The sequence below is a fragment of the Staphylococcus sp. ZWU0021 genome (genome assembly GCF_000798895.1).
GTDB lineage: Bacteria > Bacillota > Bacilli > Staphylococcales > Staphylococcaceae > Staphylococcus > Staphylococcus saprophyticus.
Genome location: NZ_JTLN01000030.1, coordinates 39,914 through 57,853, shown reverse-complemented (window position 1 = coordinate 57,853; position 17,940 = coordinate 39,914). Strand labels below are relative to the sequence as shown.

General features: G+C 34.6%; 20 protein-coding genes. 14 read left to right on the top strand and 6 right to left on the bottom strand.

Going from position 1 to position 17,940, the window contains the following annotated elements:
* Positions 1-225: 225 nt before the first annotated feature.
* A complete protein-coding gene (locus L987_RS09365; RefSeq protein WP_047504387.1) occupies positions 226-3,399 on the top strand; it encodes an efflux RND transporter permease subunit in 3,174 nt (1,057 codons plus the stop codon).
* A gap of 345 nt (positions 3,400-3,744) precedes the next feature.
* Here L987_RS09365 and mspA read toward each other — a convergent pair whose 3' ends face one another.
* Positions 3,745-4,062, bottom strand: coding sequence for a membrane stabilizing protein MspA (gene mspA, locus L987_RS09360; RefSeq protein WP_011302591.1), 318 nt, complete (start codon positions 4,060-4,062; stop codon positions 3,745-3,747).
* A gap of 64 nt (positions 4,063-4,126) precedes the next feature.
* Positions 4,127-4,303, bottom strand: a complete 177-nt coding sequence (locus L987_RS13930; RefSeq protein ID WP_002482603.1) for an SE1832 family protein — start codon at positions 4,301-4,303, stop codon at positions 4,127-4,129.
* Between the two features lie 149 nt (positions 4,304-4,452).
* Here L987_RS13930 and L987_RS09355 point away from each other — a divergent pair, with 149 nt between their 5' ends.
* Positions 4,453-5,361, top strand: a complete 909-nt coding sequence (locus L987_RS09355) for an AEC family transporter (RefSeq protein ID WP_002482604.1) — start codon at positions 4,453-4,455, stop codon at positions 5,359-5,361.
* A 169-nt stretch (positions 5,362-5,530) separates the two neighbouring features.
* Here the strand turns inward: L987_RS09355 and L987_RS09350 are convergent, their stop codons facing one another.
* From L987_RS09350 to L987_RS09340, 3 genes are all read right to left on the bottom strand, one after another.
* Positions 5,531-6,322: a glucose 1-dehydrogenase gene (locus L987_RS09350; protein WP_047504384.1), complete on the bottom strand. Its 792-nt coding sequence runs from the start codon at positions 6,320-6,322 to the stop codon at positions 5,531-5,533.
* A 136-nt stretch (positions 6,323-6,458) separates the two neighbouring features.
* A complete protein-coding gene (locus L987_RS09345; protein WP_011302593.1) occupies positions 6,459-7,316 on the bottom strand; it encodes a RhaT/GlcU family sugar-proton symporter in 858 nt (285 codons plus the stop codon).
* 197 nt (positions 7,317-7,513) lie between these two features.
* Complete coding sequence (locus L987_RS09340; RefSeq protein WP_011302594.1) at positions 7,514-8,386, bottom strand: GNAT family N-acetyltransferase; 873 nt, start codon at positions 8,384-8,386, stop codon at positions 7,514-7,516.
* 123 nt (positions 8,387-8,509) lie between these two features.
* Here L987_RS09340 and L987_RS09335 point away from each other — a divergent pair, with 123 nt between their 5' ends.
* Positions 8,510-10,648: a DNA topoisomerase III gene (locus L987_RS09335; RefSeq protein WP_011302595.1), complete on the top strand. Its 2,139-nt coding sequence runs from the start codon at positions 8,510-8,512 to the stop codon at positions 10,646-10,648.
* Between the two features lie 110 nt (positions 10,649-10,758).
* On the top strand, positions 10,759-12,093 hold the full coding sequence (locus L987_RS09330) for an NCS2 family permease (protein WP_047504381.1): 1,335 nt from the start codon (positions 10,759-10,761) through the stop codon (positions 12,091-12,093).
* Between the two features lie 265 nt (positions 12,094-12,358).
* Here the strand turns inward: L987_RS09330 and L987_RS09325 are convergent, their stop codons facing one another.
* Positions 12,359-12,745, bottom strand: coding sequence for a hypothetical protein (locus L987_RS09325; RefSeq protein WP_011302597.1), 387 nt, complete (start codon positions 12,743-12,745; stop codon positions 12,359-12,361).
* 358 nt (positions 12,746-13,103) lie between these two features.
* On the opposite strand from L987_RS09325, the gene rpsJ reads away from it, so the two are divergent.
* The 10 genes from rpsJ (at position 13,104) to rpmC (ending at position 17,927) form a co-directional block, all read left to right on the top strand.
* On the top strand, positions 13,104-13,412 hold the full coding sequence (rpsJ, locus tag L987_RS09320) for a 30S ribosomal protein S10 (RefSeq protein WP_002482611.1): 309 nt from the start codon (positions 13,104-13,106) through the stop codon (positions 13,410-13,412).
* A 27-nt stretch (positions 13,413-13,439) separates the two neighbouring features.
* A complete protein-coding gene (gene rplC, locus L987_RS09315) occupies positions 13,440-14,099 on the top strand; it encodes a 50S ribosomal protein L3 (RefSeq protein ID WP_037537923.1) in 660 nt (219 codons plus the stop codon).
* A 26-nt stretch (positions 14,100-14,125) separates the two neighbouring features.
* Positions 14,126-14,749 (top strand): 50S ribosomal protein L4, encoded by a 624-nt coding sequence (rplD, locus tag L987_RS09310; protein ID WP_002482613.1) that lies wholly within the window; start codon positions 14,126-14,128, stop codon positions 14,747-14,749.
* A complete protein-coding gene (gene rplW, locus L987_RS09305) occupies positions 14,749-15,024 on the top strand; it encodes a 50S ribosomal protein L23 (RefSeq protein ID WP_011302599.1) in 276 nt (91 codons plus the stop codon). Before rplD ends, rplW begins: the two co-directional genes overlap by 1 nt.
* A gap of 30 nt (positions 15,025-15,054) precedes the next feature.
* Positions 15,055-15,888 (top strand): 50S ribosomal protein L2, encoded by an 834-nt coding sequence (gene rplB / locus L987_RS09300; RefSeq protein ID WP_011302600.1) that lies wholly within the window; start codon positions 15,055-15,057, stop codon positions 15,886-15,888.
* 64 nt (positions 15,889-15,952) lie between these two features.
* Entirely contained in the window at positions 15,953-16,231 is a 279-nt protein-coding gene (gene rpsS, locus L987_RS09295; protein ID WP_002482616.1) for a 30S ribosomal protein S19, read from the top strand.
* Between the two features lie 28 nt (positions 16,232-16,259).
* Positions 16,260-16,613, top strand: a complete 354-nt coding sequence (rplV, locus tag L987_RS09290; protein WP_002482617.1) for a 50S ribosomal protein L22 — start codon at positions 16,260-16,262, stop codon at positions 16,611-16,613.
* Between the two features lie 24 nt (positions 16,614-16,637).
* Positions 16,638-17,291: a 30S ribosomal protein S3 gene (gene rpsC, locus L987_RS09285; protein WP_002482618.1), complete on the top strand. Its 654-nt coding sequence runs from the start codon at positions 16,638-16,640 to the stop codon at positions 17,289-17,291.
* 2 nt (positions 17,292-17,293) lie between these two features.
* Complete coding sequence (gene rplP / locus L987_RS09280) at positions 17,294-17,728, top strand: 50S ribosomal protein L16 (RefSeq protein WP_002482619.1); 435 nt, start codon at positions 17,294-17,296, stop codon at positions 17,726-17,728.
* A complete protein-coding gene (gene rpmC, locus L987_RS09275; RefSeq protein WP_002482620.1) occupies positions 17,718-17,927 on the top strand; it encodes a 50S ribosomal protein L29 in 210 nt (69 codons plus the stop codon). Before rplP ends, rpmC begins: the two co-directional genes overlap by 11 nt.
* Positions 17,928-17,940: the final 13 nt, after the last annotated feature.

Sequence of the window (17,940 nt, the reverse complement as noted above, 5' to 3'; positions counted from 1 at the left end):
TAAATAGACGCGTGCTATATAGAGTTAGAATACATTGATTCAACTTTATAGCACGCATTTTTTATGATTGCCATGGAATAATGATACACATAGTGATGTTGAAATTTAAAAGTTCAACTAAATGTCACAGGACAAATTGTCTATAATTAATAAACTACATATTTTCAGGACCATACTTGTGGTAAATTAGAACTGTTAAAGGGATATGTGAGAGGAGAAAAATACATGATAAAAAAATTGTTGCAGTTTTCATTAGGAAATAAATTTGCAATATTTTTAATGGTTTTGTTAGTTATATTGGGCGGTGTTTATGCCAGTAGCAAAATGAAATTAGAATTATTACCTGACGTAGAGCCACCAATGATTACCGTACAAACCTCCATGCCAGGTGCTACACCAGAAACAGTAAAAGAAGATGTAAGTGATAAGATTGATGATCAAATTAGATCGATGGCAGGTGTTAAGAATGTTAATGCTCAATCTATACAGAATGCATCAATGGTTACGGTTGAATATAATGAAGGTACTAATTTAGATAAAGCAGAGAACGACCTCAAAAAAGAGTTAGATAAAATAAAATTTGGAGAGAATGTTGAAGAGCCGGAGTTAACAAGAAGCTCTATGGATGCTTTTCCAATAGTTGCTTATTCATTTACTACCAATGATAATGATTTAAAAGATACAACACGAAAAATTAATAATCAGTTATTACCAAAACTTCAAACAATTGAGGGGGTCCAAAATGCGCAACTTAATGGGCAGACGTCACGAGAAGTATCAATAAAATTTGACCAAGATAAATTAGAAGCAAGTGGGTTAACTAAAGAGCGTGTTCAACAGTATTTGAAAAGTGCTACAAGTGAAACACCATTAGGCCTATTTCAATTTAATGATACTGAGAAATCTGTCGTTATTGATGGTCAATTTACATCCGTTAAAGCACTTGAAAATTTAGACATTCCGTTATCTGCAGCAACAGGAGATAGTCAATCTCAAGGTGATGACGGAGCGTCAAGTCAAGGTGCTGAGCAACAAGCTTCTGCTTCCCAATCTGCAACTACAGCATCGAGTAGCCAATCAAGTGATTCTGAAGTACCATCCGTAAAATTAAAAGAAATTGCACAAGTATCTGCAGGCGATGAGCGGGCATCTATATCTAAAACAAACGGTAAAGATGCAGTTAATGTTCAAATTACAAAAGCACAAGATGCAAACACTGTTCAAGTTGCCAAAGATACAAAAAAAGAAATTGATCAATTTATAAAAGACAATCCGAAAATGGTTGCTACAAAAGTGATGGATACAGCAAAACCAATAGAAGATGCATTGTATACAATGATTGAGAAAGCTGCACTAGGTACCATTGTAGCGATTATCGTAATTCTATTATTTTTAAGAAATATCAGAACGACTGCCATTTCAATTGTATCTATACCCATGTCCATTTTAATTGCAATGGTTGCGTTGAAATTATCAGATGTTTCATTGAATATTTTAACGTTAGGAGCATTAACTGTTGCGATAGGTCGTGTTATTGATGATTCTATCGTTGTTGTTGAAAATATTTACCGACGATTATCTGATAAATCAGAAGCACTTAAAGGTGATCAACTCATTGTAAGTGCTACAAGCGAAGTATTTAAACCAATCATGTCATCGACGATTGTTACAATTGTCGTGTTCTTGCCATTAGCTTTTGTAAGTGGCTCTGTAGGAGAAATGTTTAGACCATTTGCACTGGCAATCGCGTTTAGTTTACTAGCTTCATTACTTGTATCTATTACGATTGTTCCTGCATTAAGTGCTACTTTCTTTAAAAAAGGTGTAATACAGCATAAACAGGAAACATCATTAGGATTTATCGGTAGAAAGTATAAATCCGTTTTGAACTGGTCATTAAATCATAAATGGATAGTCATTATTGTCAGTACAATTATATTAATTGCAAGTATTGGACTTGGGGCTGCCAAACTAGGAACTAGCTTTATTTCTACGGGTGAAGATAAATATATGGCATTAACTTATACGCCTAAACCAGGAGAAACGCAAAAAGGGGTATTAGACCATGCAGAGCAAGTACAAAAATATCTGAATAGTAAAGATAAAGTGCGTACAGTTCAATATTCAGTTGGCGGTCCAACACCTAATGATCCAACTGGTAACTCTAATAGTATGGCGATTATGGTTGAGTACGATTCGAACACAACTCATTTTGATGAAGAACCCGATAAGGTGTTACATCATATTGAAACATACAAACATCCTGGTGAGTGGTCAAATCAAGATATGGGTACTGGTGGCAGTAATAATGCTTTAGAAATTACTGTTAGTGGTCCATCATTAGAATCAATTAAAGGTACAGTGAAGAAAGTTGAAGATGAAATAAAAGATGTCAGTGGGACTGCAAATGTTAAATCAGATTTAACACAAACCTATGATCAATATAATATTAAAATAGATCAGAATAAGGCAGCAAGTTATGGATTATCTGCTTCACAGTTAGCAATGACCTTGAATCAGAATACACCTGAGGAAAGTGTGACAACTGTTAAAGAAAAAGGGAAGTCCATAGATGTTAAAATTAAGGAAGATAAGCAAACAGATTGGTCAAAAGATAAGTTAGAAAACACAGAGTTGCAATCTCCCACAGGTCAGTCTGTGGAATTAAGTGATATTGCTGAGTTAGAAGAATCGACAACGCCAAACAAAATTGAAACGAAGGCTGGAGATGAAATCGCAACCGTTTCAGCTAAAATTACAAATGATGACGTAGGTGGTGCATCACAGAAAATAATGTCGAAAGTAAATCATATCGATACACCAAGCAATGTAAAAGTTAACGTTGGTGGTGCAAATGAAGATATTAGCAATGCCATAACACAATTAGCGATGGCTATGTTAGCAGCTATTATCATTGTATATCTAGTGCTTGTATTGACATTTAAAGGCGCACTGGCACCTTTCACAATTCTATTTTCATTACCATATACCATTATAGGTGTAGTAGTGGCTTTAGTTATAACGGGAGAGACAATATCGGTACCAAGTATGATAGGTATGTTAATGCTGATTGGGATCGTAGTAACGAACGCGATTGTATTGATTGATAGAGTGATTAATAAGGAAAAACAAGGGCTTGAAATGAAAGCAGCGTTATTAGAAGCGGGTGGCACGCGTATCAGACCAATTTTAATGACGGCACTTGCTACAATCGGTGCTCTAGCCCCAATGCTATTTGGTGAAGATAGTTCAATCATTATTTCAAAAGGTATGGCTGCAACGGTTGTAGGTGGATTAATTTCATCTACATTGCTAACATTGATTGTTGTTCCGGTTATATATGAAATATTGTTTACCCTTAAACGTAAAATAGAGAATCGACAAAAACATAATAAATAAAAAAAATAGGGGACTGGGACAGAAATCAAATTTTTTAATAGAGATTTCGTAGTCCCACCTATGCAATCAAGGCAAGGATGACTAGGATTGAAATGTTTATCTGAGCTAAAGCCGATGCATAAGTCTCCTAGAATTTTATGCAGAATACATAAGCTTTGGCTTATGCATAAGAACTACTGATTTTCATAAATTGAAAAAGTAGTTCTTTAAACCAGTGAGACTTTACATTTCAATTCAGTCATCAACTGCCTAAACGAAAAAGAGTCTGAGACAACTATTTATGTCCCAGACTCTTTTAATTAAACAGCGTATAGCTAAAATATTTTTGAGTATCAGAATTACCAATTAATATAAAACTAATGTTAAAATAGCATAGATTATAAATAATATAATACTGATGATATTTAAGATTTGAACCGCTTTTTGGTCTTTCTTACTATGTTTGAAAGCAGTGATTTCAACATTACCAACTAATAATAACAATATGATGAAAACCCACCAATTAATTGCAGGGAATGATAATGTCGTAATTGCAACAACAAATAATAAGAGCAAGGCCATTATAATACGCAAAATACGCGTGATAATCGTATCCATTCTAAATATGCTTATGTAACACACGATTAGATAGAGTACTGGTAAAAAGATAAGATAGAGTAGCATATTGTTACATCCTTTCTATGTTCACCTTTAATCTTAGCATGTAAAAAAAATATTTACTAGGATGTTATTTATGTTCTTTTTGACTAATTTCTGAACGTACAGATGCAATTTCTTTTTCTATTTCTTCAAGTTGCTTTACTAAAGGATCGACTTGTTGATTAACAGATTCTCTTTTTTCTAAGTCACCTTGTAATCGAACATAATCATATTTTAGTTCAGCTAATTTTTCATTCAAATCCATTAGCGTACACTCCTTTGCGGGTAGAAAACGCCTACACCAGTTTGAATTGAATTATAACATGAAATTGAAAGCTTCTAAAATAACCATTTTATATGTTAAGGTATGAAAATAGAATGAAAATGAAATAACTTAGTGAAAGAAGGATTATTGTGACACAACAATTTATCATAATTATTTTACTCATTGCATTAGGTTATACGCTTAAAAGAATCAATTACTTTAAAGCGAATGATAGCCAAGTACTGTCGACATTAGTATTAAATGTCACGTTGCCTTCTTTAGTTATCGTGAATTTGAATGAAGCTAAATTGGATGTCTCGTTATCTATTTTACCTATTATGATGATTTTATATGGTGTCATTACAAAAGTAATAATTGTATGGTTCTTTATAAAATATGATAATCAAATTCGTGGTGCAACAGGTATGATGATGGCTTCTTTAAATATTGGCTTATTTGCTTACCCTCTGGTTGAGGCGATTTGGCCAGAAACTGGGATGATTTATTTTGGTATGGCCGATATTGGTGGCGCAATCATTATGTTTGGTGTGACTTATTTTGTAGGAAGCTATTTTAGCAGTGGTGGAGACAGTTTTGATTTTAAATATTTAGGAAAAAATTTATTGAAGTCTGTACCACTTATGACATATATTATTATGTTTATTTTAAATATGATGAATATTCATTTTCCAGACCCAGTCATTGATTTCTTTTCTGTGTTATCAGGTGCAAATATGCCATTATCAATGATACTTCTAGGGTTAATGTTGAATTTTAGTATAGATAAACGCTTTTTACCAATTGCTATTAAGTATTTAGTAGCGCATTATGGTCTTGGTATCATTGCTGGCTTACTTGTTCACTTTTTCTTGCCAGTGAATGATGAAATGATAAAGACTACATTACAAGTAGCATGGCTCTTACCAGTAGGTGTAGCGATTATACCTTATTCAATTCAGTTTAAATATAAAACATTGCCTCTAGTAGGGATGGTTACTAATTTAACAATCGTGATTAGTATTATTATCTTGTATATTTATCAGATGTTGTTTGTTTAAAGTGCTCTAAAATTTAATAATAAAAAGAAACACGATCAATATAAAACGATTATTGGTCGTGTTTTGTTTCTTAATAAGTATTAATTTATACAATTAATATATAGATAAATAAAAAGACAGAAAGCGCATGATAGCGTTCGCTTTCTGTCTTTTGTTGGTAGCAATGAGATTAGCCTTTACCACCCATAAATGCAGGATAGTTTGTCATACCACCATCAACATATATTGTTGTACCGTGAATATAGTCTGCTAAATCTGAAGCAAGGAATCTTGCAACATTAGCCACTTGTTGTGCGTCGCCAATAACTTTGGCTGGAATCATTTCAAGTGTTTCTGCACGCGTTTGCGGATCTGAGAATTTTTCTTTTGTATGTTCTGTTACGATAGCACCAGGAGATATATTGTTAATGCGAATGCCATACTGTGCATATTCCATTGACATTGTTTCCATCATTAATTTTAAACCGCCTTTACTTGCAGCATAATTCACATAGTTTGGCCATGGAATTTTATCGTGAACACTTGATGTATTAATGATAATACCTGGTTTATCTTCTTTTAAAAATTGATTAACAGCGGCCTTAGCACCTATGAATGCACCGGTTAAATTAATATCAATGACTTTTTGCCACTCATCTAAGGGCATTTCGTGCGTAGGAATTGGTTTTTCAAAACCAGCATTGTTAATCATGATATCTAAAGTACCAAATGTATCAACTGCAGTTTTGACTAATTGTTCGACGTCTGCCTCTTTAGAAACATCAGCATATCCTTTAATCGCTTTACCACCAGCGTCTTCTATTAGTTTTATAGATTCGGCAACAGCATCTAAGCTACTTTCTGAACGATAGTTAATGACAACATTTGCTTTTTCTTTACCGAATTGTTCTGCCATTGCTTTACCAATACCGCTACTACCACCTGTAATCACAACTACTTTATTTTCTAAATCTGTAAACATATATTGAAGCCTCCTTAAAAGTTATTCCTACAAAAAGGTTTAGAACAGACGTGTTGTTAATTTGGAATAGTACAATTAACGCTGAACGCTATGTCGATGTTCTAAACTTAATGATGTGTAATATATTAAATGATGCCTAACCTTTTAAATTACCTAATATAAAGGCTGCAATGATTATTAATACAATCCCAGCCCAAATACCAATCATTTGGCGTTTGTCTTTTCTTTCTCCTAGTAAGAAGATACCACCAAGTGTAGATACAATTACTAATAATTGTGAAAATGAGAAACTTGTTGCTACACCAACTTTAGGTTGTGAATAGAACATAAATAAATTACCAATTCCCCAAATGACACCTGGGATAATATTCCACATAGTACTTTTTACTGATGTCTCATGTTTAGCAGAAAGTATTAAACCGCCAATAGCCATACCTATTGATTGGAAGAAGAGGGCATTCATTCCATCTACACCAAAAATTTGTGCTACGACTACATAAACAACGTAACCTACTGTAGAAATAATCAATATAGGAATTGCTTTGCCGAATTTATTGTTACCGCCTGAAGCTTCATTTTTACCTTTAATTGAAGTTAATGCGATACCAATTACTAATAACACCATAGCAACTAAACCTAATGTAACTTGAATCCCTGTACTCCATTCTCCAAGAAAAATAGCACTGAATAATGTCGTACCAACTAATTGTAAACCAGTAGAGATTGGCATCGTTTTTGAAACACCAATTAGACTAATTGATTTAAGTTGATAACCCTGACCAAGCGCCCAAAATGCACCTGAGATTAAACCAACAATAATGACGGCGAGGTCATCAAATTTTGCATTACCTGTAAGTAGTAAAATAATTCCGATAATTAATGTACCTAATGTTGTCCCTCTAATTTGATTATATGGGCCACCACCAACAAGCACGTTAATTAAAACAACACTACCCCAGAATAATGCAGGCAATAACGCAATTAACAAATCCATATATACTCACTCTTTCTATTATATTGTCCCTCGAGAATAACCATCTTTGGTTGTTCCTGAACATCTAGTTTAAAACAAAATATTACGTTAGTAAAAAATATTAAATTAAAAAGAGCGATTTCTTTGTTTATTATGTTTTAAACATACATTTTATTTGTGTATTAACGAACTTGTTTTGCTTGCTTCTTAATTAAAAATCAGCCAATATGTGCAGCAACGTATTTGAATTTTTTATATTCATAATTGATGTTGAAGCCTAATTCATGAAATCGTTCCACGAGTGTATTATTTTTACTGCGAATTTTGAAATAAATCTTATCAACATCATAATTTGAAAATGTATATTGAAGTGCATAGGATAATAAATCAAAAGCAATACCCATAAATCTATAGTCAGTGTGTGAAGAAAAATATTTGATTTCAGCTTTTTTCGTATTTTCAAAAACTTGTAAATAAAGATAACCTTTTAATAAGCCTTCAGACATAAATATAAATAATTTATTGTGACTATCTAACGATTCAATGATTTCTTCTGCAGTCATCACATCGTGTTTAAAGGTATCATGGTGTAACTTCTCGAATAGTCGATAATAAGCAGGTTGGTAGGTAGTAATGTTTTGAGCATGATCAATTTTACCTATATCTTGTGTAGATATGAGATGATAATCCGTAAAACTATAGGAAGCTTCAATTTCTTTCATAAAAGGCATGTAATCTTGTTCCGTTTCCTCGAATGAAAAATTAAAATTCGCAGTATCCGGTTTGCTTTGAACCAAAGCTTCAAATAAAGTTTTAAAATTTTCTTCAGTGAGTGAAAGTGATTTCCTGACAAAAGGACCGAGCACTTTATATTTATTTTCTTCATATTTAAATGCAAGCATGAGCATTTCAATTTGTGCTTGGTCATCAACTTGTGCAAATACGCCTGGATCCTCTAAGGATTGTCTAATCGTTGCTTCAACATCATCGTGTGCTTGTGGCAGCTTGTATAAGTACGATGTGTAGTGATAATCGGCTTCATTTATAAACTTTACAATTTGATCATAGTTATTTAATTGAACAATTTTCATAACAATACCTCCGTATAATAATCTATTAAGTTAATTATAAGAACTTTTCGATGTAAATGGAAGTTTTGATGTGCTACATACATGTTACAATAAATATAATACTGAATTTGAAAGGGCGAAATTATGAAATCACTGATTATAGCTGAAAAACCTTCAGTTGGTAGAGACATTGCCAATACGCTAAACATTAATGAAAAACGTAATGGATATTTTGAAAATAATAAATATATTGTTACATGGGCATTAGGGCATTTAGTAACAAATGCGACACCAGAACAATATGATGCAAGTTATAAAGAATGGAAATTGAATGATTTACCGATTATACCCAATAAAATGAAAACAATTGTGATAAGTAAAACGAGAAAACAATTTTCGACAGTGCAATCATTAATTAATAATAATAAAGTAAAAGATATTATTATTGCGACAGATGCAGGACGAGAAGGAGAACTGGTTGCTCGTTTGATATTGGATAAAGCGCATAATAAAAAACCGACCAAGCGTTTATGGATTAGTTCTGTAACCAATAAAGCAATCAAAGAAGGTTTCAATAAACTGCAAGATGGACGTAAGTTTAATAATCTATATCATGCTGCCTTAGCACGAAGTGAAGCAGATTGGATAGTTGGTATTAATGCTACACGTGCACTGACTACAAAATATGATGCACAACTCTCATTGGGTCGTGTACAGACTCCGACCATACAATTAGTTCAAATGAGACAAAATGAAATCAATCACTTTAAACCTCAGACCTATTATACAATGAAACTCAATGCGGCTGGTTTAACTTTCCATTGTACTAAGCCACAGTCGCATCCTGATAAAACTGTTTTGGAAAGTATAAAAAAAGCAATCGATGGGCAATCCGGGCACATTGCATCGATTAGCAAGACACATAAAAAAGCATATCCACAACAATTATATAATTTAACGGATTTACAACAAGATGCTTATAAACGATTTCATCTTGGACCAAAAGAAACTTTGAATACCTTGCAAACGTTGTATGAACGTCATAAGTTAGTAACTTACCCACGTACTGATTCTAACTATTTAACAGATGATATGGTTGATACGCTCAAAGATAGATTGAAAGCGATTATGGCCACTTCATTAAAAGATATGGCTAAAGCACAAATGTCACAAACATTTTCATCAAAACAAAGATTTGTTAATAATAATAAAGTATCTGATCACCATGCAATTATTCCCACAGAAGTGCGTCCAGATATCAATCAACTTAGCCAAAGGGAATCTAAAATTTATATGATGATTGCTCAGAGATATTTAGAAAACCTAATGCCGCCACACGAATACGAAGCAATCGCCATTGAACTCAAAGTAGGGCAGCATACATTTACTTTTAAGGACAAAGTAACTACTAAATTAGGGTTTAAAGCAATTTATGAAAATAAAGAAAGTATAAATACTCAGATAGATCAGTTACAGAAGGGTACAAAGCTTAATGTAACTAAAATTCTAATAGAAGAACATGAGACAACGGCCCCACCTTATTTTAATGAAGGATCACTTTTGAAAGCGATGGAAAGCCCACAAAAATTCTTTGATTTAAGCGATAAAAAACACGATAAAACATTAAAAGACACGGGCGGTATAGGTACGGTTGCAACGAGAGCGGATATCATAGAAAAGCTATTTAATATGAACGCTATTGAAGCTCGTGATGGTAAAATAAAAGTTACGTCAAAAGGGAAACAAATATTGGAATTAGCGCCACAAAAACTCACTTCTCCATTATTAACAGCAGAATGGGAAGAAAAACTTCTACTCATAGAACAAGGGAAATATAATGCGAGCCAATTCATCTCTGAAATGAAAGCTTTTACAAATCAGGTAGTCAATGAGATTAAAGAAAGTGAACAAAATTATAAACATGACAACCTAACAACGACTGAATGTCCTACATGCGGCAAATTTATGATTAAAGTCAAGACGAAAAATGGCCAAATGTTAGTGTGTCAGGATCCACAGTGTAAAACTAAAAAAAATGTACAACGTAAAACAAACGCACGTTGTCCAAACTGTCATAAAAAAATGACGCTGTTTGGTCGAGGCAAAGACGCAGTATATCGTTGTGTTTGTGGACATACTGAAACACAAGCTCAAATGGATAAACGACACAAAAATAAAAAATCAGATAAAGTAAATAAAAAAGATCTGAAAAAATATATGAATAATGATGAAGGTATTGAAAATAACCCGTTTCAAGATGCTTTGAAGGGTTTAAAATTCTAAATAATTCGAACAAATAGTTAAAAAATTTAAGTAAGGTTCGTGTTTGCTATTGTAAAATAGTTCGTTTGGTATTAAAATATGTAAGTATTTTAAAAAAAGGAGAACTAACCGTGAAAAAGTACTTCAAGTTTGATAAACACGAAACAAACTATAAGAAAGAGATACTTGGCGGGCTTACAACATTCTTGTCGATGGCTTATATTTTAGCTGTTAACCCTCAAGTACTTAGTTTAGCCGGCGTCGATGGTGTTTCTGAAAATATGAAAATGGACCAAGGCGCAATATTTGTAGCTACAGCATTAGCGGCGTTTGTAGGCTCGTTATTTATGGGATTAATAGCAAGGTATCCGATTGCATTAGCACCTGGTATGGGATTAAATGCATTTTTCGCATTTACTGTTGTTTTAACAATGGGTATACCATGGCAAGTCGGACTTACAGGCGTATTATTTTCAGGATTAGTTTTCGCAGTGTTAACGATGACGGGGCTTCGAGAGGTCATCATCAATGCCATACCTTATCAAATGAAAATGGCTGTCTCGGCTGGGATTGGATTATTTATTACCTTTGTCGGCTTACAAAGTTCAGGTATAATTGTTAAAAATGATTCTACACTAGTTACATTAGGATATATCACAGACGGACCTGTATTACTTACTATTTTCGGTATCGTTGTGACAGTAATACTTTATGCTATTAGAGTACCTGGCGCGATTTTTATAGGAATGGTTTTAACATCTATCGTAGGTATGTTCACAGGGCTGATACATACACCTAGTGGTATCGTTGGACAAGTACCTAGTATTGAACCGACGTTTGGCGCTGCGTTTGAAGCATTTAAGGATCCTAGTCAATTATTAACGGTTCAATTTTTAATCGTTATATTAACTTTCCTATTCATTGATTTCTTTGATACAGCTGGTACACTCGTTGCTGTGGCAACTCAAGCTGGGATTATGAAAAATAATAAATTACCACGAGCAGGACGTGCGTTGTTCTCTGACTCACTAGCAACAATCGTTGGTGCGATCTTTGGTACAACTACGACGACTTCATACATTGAATCAAGCTCAGGTGTGGCAGTAGGTGCAAGAACCGGCTTTGCGAGTGTGGTTACAGGTTTCTGTTTCTTGTTAGCTATTTTCTTTAGTCCATTGATGGAGGTAGTAACCAGTGCGGTGACTACGCCTGCGTTAGTAGTAGTAGGTGTCTTAATGGCAGCTAACTTTGCTGAAATTGATTGGAAAAAATTCGAAGTAGCAGTTCCAGCATTTGTAACGATTATTATGATGCCTTTATCTTATTCTATTGCAACAGGTATTGCTTGTGGATTTATCTTTTATCCAATTACAATGTTAATTTCAAAACGTCATAAAGAAGTACATCCAATAATGTATGCACTGATGATTTTATTTATATTGTACTTTATCTTTGTTCACGGATAACAAAACGAAATAAAAGCACATTGTTCTGTCATTTAGACATTGAACAATGTGCTTTTAATTTTATTATTTGAATGAAAGTATAAGTGTTTAGGAATTAGTTTTGTTCTTACATAAATAACTAAAATCGAGTTTCTTCATTATATACATTTTAAAGTTATAGTAGTTTAAGCGGATAACCAGATCAAAATGCTTAGAAGAATTTATGACATATACCGTTGGATTGCGCTAATTACATTTGAGTTGGGCAGGTATCCTACGATAATAATTAATGATTCTTACGTCGATCCTCCGTATAAATTACCTTTGCGTATTTGTTTGGTACATATAGTGGTGTAGATAATAAAATGAAAATGAAAAATAGCATTAAAAAGAATAAAATCCAATGGATCACCATACCAACAAGTGGAATGAAAGCCAAGAAAGAACCAATCACACCTAATAAAGGAATAAACATCATCGGCTTAATAGAATTTTGTTTATCTACTATTAATATAATCATCATTATAAAGTAGAGTAGCGCGTTAATAAGTAAAGGCTGCCAACCAAAACTTAAAACAATGCTTCCACCTAAGAATGGAATTCCGTAAACCAATTCACTAACTATGAGTAAGACAGATAATACTAACAATGTCATACGTATACCACGTTTCATATAATTCACCACCTAACTGTTTTTAATTATAAAGGAAAGTAAACTATTAGAATAATAATATGAAGAGAGATTAATAAAAATTTTACAAAGAACTAAAAAAATTACAAAAGAGGTTGAAGTGCGTTTCCTAATAAAGTACAATAACAAAGTATGTGTTAGACAAAAAGTTTCAAAACTTTTGCAGAAAAGCTTGATAAATCACTGTTTATCATGTATCATATCTAATGTTGGACTTTAAGAACACGCGATGAAGCGAAAGGTTACTGACACACCCGGCCGCTTTGCCATGGCGCTGTGTGAGATAGTTTTCGTGGAGAAGTCTATCACTTAAATGTAGACGATATAAGGAGGGAAAATTATGGCAAAACAAAAAATCAGAATCAGATTAAAAGCTTATGATCACAGAGTAATCGATCAATCAGCAGAAAAAATTGTTGAAACAGCGAAACGTTCTGGTGCAGATGTTTCTGGACCAATTCCGTTACCGACTGAAAGATCAGTTTATACTGTTATTCGTGCCGTGCATAAGTATAAAGATTCACGTGAGCAATTCGAACAACGTACTCATAAACGTTTAATCGATATTGTTAACCCTACACCAAAAACAGTTGATGCTCTTATGGGCTTAAACTTACCATCTGGCGTAGACATCGAAATCAAATTATAATAGAAAAAATTAGGAGGTGGACTTTCGATGACCAAAGGAATCTTAGGAAGAAAAATCGGGATGACACAAGTTTTCGGAGAAAATGGTGATTTAATCCCTGTAACAGTAGTAGAAGCAAGCCAAAACGTTGTATTACAAAAGAAATCTGAAGAGATTGATGGATACAACGCTATCCAAGTAGGCTATGAAGACAAACAAGCTTATAAAAAAGATAGCAGATCAAGCAAATATGCTAACAAACCAGCTGAAGGACATGCTAAAAAAGCAGGCACAGCACCTAAGCGCTTCATTCGTGAATTCAGAAACGTTAATGTTGATGAATACGAAGTAGGTCAAGAAGTCTCAGTTAATACATTTGAAGCTGGAGACGTAATTGATGTAACAGGCGTATCTAAAGGTAAAGGTTTCCAAGGTGCCATTAAACGTCATAATCAAGCACGTGGTCCAATGTCACATGGTTCTCATTTCCACAGAGCCCCAGGTTCTGTAGGTATGGCATCAGATGCTTCAAGAGTCTTTAAAGGACAAAAAATGCCTGGACGTATGGGCGGTAACACTGTAACAGTTCAAAACTTAGAAGTTGTACAAATTGACGCTGAAAACAATGTTATTTTAGTAAAAGGTAATGTACCTGGTCCTAAAAAAGGATTTGTAGAAATCACATCATCAATCAAAGGTAATAAATAATATACAACGAAAGGAGGAATTGCATAATGGCTAATTATGATGTATTAAAAGTAGATGGAACTAAATCAGGTTCAGTTGAACTAAGCGATGCAGTATTTGCAATCGAACCAAACAACAACGTTCTTTTTGAAGCAATTAACTTACAACGTGCTTCATTACGCCAAGGTACTCACGCTGTTAAGAACCGTTCAGCAGTACGTGGTGGTGGACGTAAACCATGGAGACAAAAAGGTACAGGACGTGCGCGTCAAGGTACAATCCGTGCTCCACAATGGCGTGGTGGTGGTATCGTATTCGGACCAACACCAAGAAGCTACTCATACAAAATGCCTAAGAAAATGCGCCGTTTAGCATTACGCTCAGCATTATCTTTCAAAGTACAAGAGAAAGGCTTAACTGTTGTTGATGCATTAAACCTAGATGCTCCAAAAACAAAAGAGTTCAAAACTGTACTCTCTAATTTAGAACAACCTAAAAAAGTATTAGTAGTAACAGAATCTGAAGATGTGAATGTTGCTTTATCAGCACGTAACATCCCTGGTGTTCAAGTAACTACAGCTCAAGGTTTAAACGTTCTAGATATCACAAGCGCTGACAGTGTAGTAATTACAGAATCAGCTGCTAAAAAAGTTGAGGAGGTGCTCGGATAATGGAAGCAAGAGACGTTCTTAAGCGCCCCGTAATCACTGAGAAATCTTCAGCTGCTATGGCTGAAGACAAATACACATTCGACGTTGATACTCGTGCTAATAAAACACAAGTTAAAATCGCTGTTGAAGAAATCTTTGATGTAAAAGTTGATAATGTAAACATCATTAACTACAAACCAAAGAAAAAACGTATGGGCCGTTACCAAGGCTATACAAACAAAAAACGCGTAGCAATCGTTAAATTAAAAGAAGGATCAATTGATCTTTTCAACTAAAAAACATTACCAATAAGGAGGTAAACGACAATGGCTCTAAAAAAATATAAGCCAATTACTAATGGTCGTCGTAATATGACTAGTTTAGATTTCGCTGAAATCACGAAAACTACACCTGAAAAGTCATTATTACAACCGCTACCGAAAAGAGCGGGACGAAATAACCAAGGTAAATTGACAGTTCGCCACCACGGTGGAGGACACAAACGTCAATACCGTGTTATTGACTTCAAACGTAATAAAGATGGAATCAATGCTAAAGTTGATTCAATACAATATGATCCAAACCGTTCAGCAAACATTGCATTATTAGTTTATGCTGATGGTGAAAAACGCTATATCATCGCTCCAAAAAACCTAAAAGTAGGTCAAGTTCTTGAAAGCGGTGAAGAAGCAGATATTAAAGTAGGTAATGCATTACCATTACAATTCATTCCAGTAGGTACAGTAATCCATAACATCGAGTTAAAACCTGGTAAAGGTGGACAAATTGCTCGTTCAGCTGGTGCTAGTGCACAAGTACTTGGTAAAGAAGGTAAATATGTATTAATCAGATTAAGATCTGGCGAAGTACGTATGATTCTTTCAACTTGCCGTGCTACTATTGGTCAAGTTGGTAACATCCAACATGAACTTGTAAACGTTGGTAAAGCAGGACGTTCTAGATGGAAAGGCATTCGCCCAACAGTTCGTGGTTCTGTAATGAACCCTAACGATCACCCACACGGTGGTGGTGAAGGTCGTGCACCTATCGGTAGACCATCTCCAATGTCACCTTGGGGTAAACCTACGCTTGGTAAGAAAACTCGTCGTGGTAAAAAATCTTCAGACAAACTTATCGTTCGTGGACGTAAGAAAAAATAAAAATAACTTATTTGCGTGTGCGGCTTAATAGCTGCACGCACACAATAAGAAGGGAGGCGCCACTATGGCTCGTAGTATTAAAAAAGGACCTTTCGCTGACGATCATCTAAAGAAAAAAGTTGAAGCTCAAAGCGGAAGCGAGAAAAAACAAGTAATCAAAACTTGGTCACGTCGTTCAACTATTTTCCCTGATTTTATCGGACATACATTCGCTGTATATGATGGACGTAAACATGTGCCTGTATTCGTAACAGAAGATATGGTTGGTCATAAATTAGGAGAATTCGCACCAACTCGTACTTTCAAAGGACACGCTGCAGACGACAAAAAAACTAGAAGATAATTTCTAACAGGTAGAGGAGGAAATTCGAATGGAAGCAAAAGCGGTTGCTAAAACAATAAGAATCGCACCTCGTAAAGTTAGATTAGTATTAGATCTAATTAGAGGTAAGAGCGCTGGAGAAGCTATTGCAATTTTAAAATTAAAAAACAAAGCTTCATCACCAGTAGTAGAAAAATTATTAATGTCCGCTTTAGCTAATGCTGAACATAACTATGACATGAACACTGATGAATTAATAGTTAAAGAAGCTTATGCTAATGAAGGACCAACATTAAAACGTTTCCGTCCACGTGCACAAGGTCGTGCAAGTGCGATTAACAAACGTACAAGCCACATTACAATCGTCGTAAGTGACGGTAAAGAAGAAGCTAAAGAAGCTTAATATATTTTTTAAGGAGGGTACACTGTGGGTCAAAAAATTAATCCAATCGGACTTCGTGTTGGTGTAATCCGTGATTGGGAAGCTAAATGGTATGCAGAAAAAGACTTCGCATCATTATTACACGAAGATTTAAAAATCCGTAAGTATATTGATAACGCATTACAAGAAGCATCAGTTTCACACGTTGAAATTGAACGTGCTGCTAATCGTATCAACATCGCTATTCATACTGGTAAACCAGGTATGGTTATCGGTAAAGGCGGTTCAGAAATTGAAAAATTACGTAACAAATTAAACTCATTAACAAACAAAAAAGTACACATCAACGTTATCGAAATCAAAAAAGTTGATTTAGATGCTAAATTAGTTGCTGAGAATATTGCACGCCAATTAGAAAACCGTGCTTCATTCCGTCGTGTACAAAAACAAGCTATTACAAGAGCAATGAAAATTGGTGCCAAAGGTATCAAAACACAAGTTTCAGGTCGTTTAGGCGGAGCTGACATCGCTCGTGCTGAACAATATTCAGAAGGAACTGTTCCACTTCATACACTACGTGCTGACATTGGTTATGCACATGCAGAAGCTGACACTACTTACGGTAAATTAGGTGTCAAAGTATGGATTTATCGTGGAGAAGTTCTTCCTACTAAGAACACTAGTGAAGGAGGAAAATAGTAATGTTACTACCAAAACGTGTAAAATATCGTCGTCAACATCGTCCTAAAACTACTGGTCGTTCTAAAGGCGGTAACTATGTAACATTTGGTGAGTATGGTTTGCAAGCAACTACAACGTCTTGGATCACATCTCGTCAAATCGAATCAGCTCGTATTGCAATGACTCGTTTCATGAAACGTGGCGGGAAAGTTTGGATTAAAATCTTCCCACATACACCTTACACTCAAAAACCTTTAGAAGTACGTATGGGTGCTGGTAAAGGTGCAGTAGAAGGTTGGATTGCAGTAGCAAAACCAGGTAGAATTTTATTTGAAATCGCAGGCGTAAACGAAGAAGTTGCGCGTGAAGCATTACGTTTAGCAAGTCACAAACTTCCAGTTAAAACTAAGTTTGTAAAACGTGAAGAATTGGGTGGTGAAACAAATGAAAGCTAAGGAAATTAGAGACTTAACCACTTCAGAAATCGAAGAACAAATCAAATCTTCAAAAGAAGAGCTTTTTAACCTACGCTTTCAGTTAGCTACAGGTCAATTAGAGGAAACTGCACGTATTCGCACAGTAAGAAAAACGATTGCACGTCTAAAAACTGTTGCTCGTGAAAGAGAAATTGAACAAGGTAAAGCGAATCAATAATTCAATTGAAAGA

Excerpts from the sequence above, each read along its gene's own strand:
- L987_RS09365 (WP_047504387.1), top strand. The coding sequence starts at position 226 with ATGATAAAAAAATTGTTGCAGTTTTCATTAGGAAATAAATTTGCAATA.
- L987_RS13930 (WP_002482603.1), bottom strand. The coding sequence starts at position 4,303 with ATGGATTTGAATGAAAAATTAGCTGAACTAAAATATGATTATGTTCGA.
- rplP (WP_002482619.1), top strand. The coding sequence starts at position 17,294 with ATGTTACTACCAAAACGTGTAAAATATCGTCGTCAACATCGTCCTAAA.
- L987_RS09345 (WP_011302593.1), bottom strand. The coding sequence starts at position 7,316 with ATGGATTTGTTAATTGCGTTATTGCCTGCATTATTCTGGGGTAGTGTT.
- L987_RS09325 (WP_011302597.1), bottom strand. The coding sequence starts at position 12,745 with ATGAAACGTGGTATACGTATGACATTGTTAGTATTATCTGTCTTACTC.
- mspA (WP_011302591.1), bottom strand. The coding sequence starts at position 4,062 with ATGCTACTCTATCTTATCTTTTTACCAGTACTCTATCTAATCGTGTGT.
- rpmC (WP_002482620.1), top strand. The coding sequence starts at position 17,718 with ATGAAAGCTAAGGAAATTAGAGACTTAACCACTTCAGAAATCGAAGAA.
- L987_RS09335 (WP_011302595.1), top strand. The coding sequence starts at position 8,510 with ATGAAATCACTGATTATAGCTGAAAAACCTTCAGTTGGTAGAGACATT.
- L987_RS09350 (WP_047504384.1), bottom strand. The coding sequence starts at position 6,322 with ATGTTTACAGATTTAGAAAATAAAGTAGTTGTGATTACAGGTGGTAGT.
- rpsJ (WP_002482611.1), top strand. The coding sequence starts at position 13,104 with ATGGCAAAACAAAAAATCAGAATCAGATTAAAAGCTTATGATCACAGA.
- rplD (WP_002482613.1), top strand. The coding sequence starts at position 14,126 with ATGGCTAATTATGATGTATTAAAAGTAGATGGAACTAAATCAGGTTCA.
- rplC (WP_037537923.1), top strand. The coding sequence starts at position 13,440 with ATGACCAAAGGAATCTTAGGAAGAAAAATCGGGATGACACAAGTTTTC.
- rplW (WP_011302599.1), top strand. The coding sequence starts at position 14,749 with ATGGAAGCAAGAGACGTTCTTAAGCGCCCCGTAATCACTGAGAAATCT.
- rpsS (WP_002482616.1), top strand. The coding sequence starts at position 15,953 with ATGGCTCGTAGTATTAAAAAAGGACCTTTCGCTGACGATCATCTAAAG.
- rplV (WP_002482617.1), top strand. The coding sequence starts at position 16,260 with ATGGAAGCAAAAGCGGTTGCTAAAACAATAAGAATCGCACCTCGTAAA.
- L987_RS09340 (WP_011302594.1), bottom strand. The coding sequence starts at position 8,386 with ATGAAAATTGTTCAATTAAATAACTATGATCAAATTGTAAAGTTTATA.
- rplB (WP_011302600.1), top strand. The coding sequence starts at position 15,055 with ATGGCTCTAAAAAAATATAAGCCAATTACTAATGGTCGTCGTAATATG.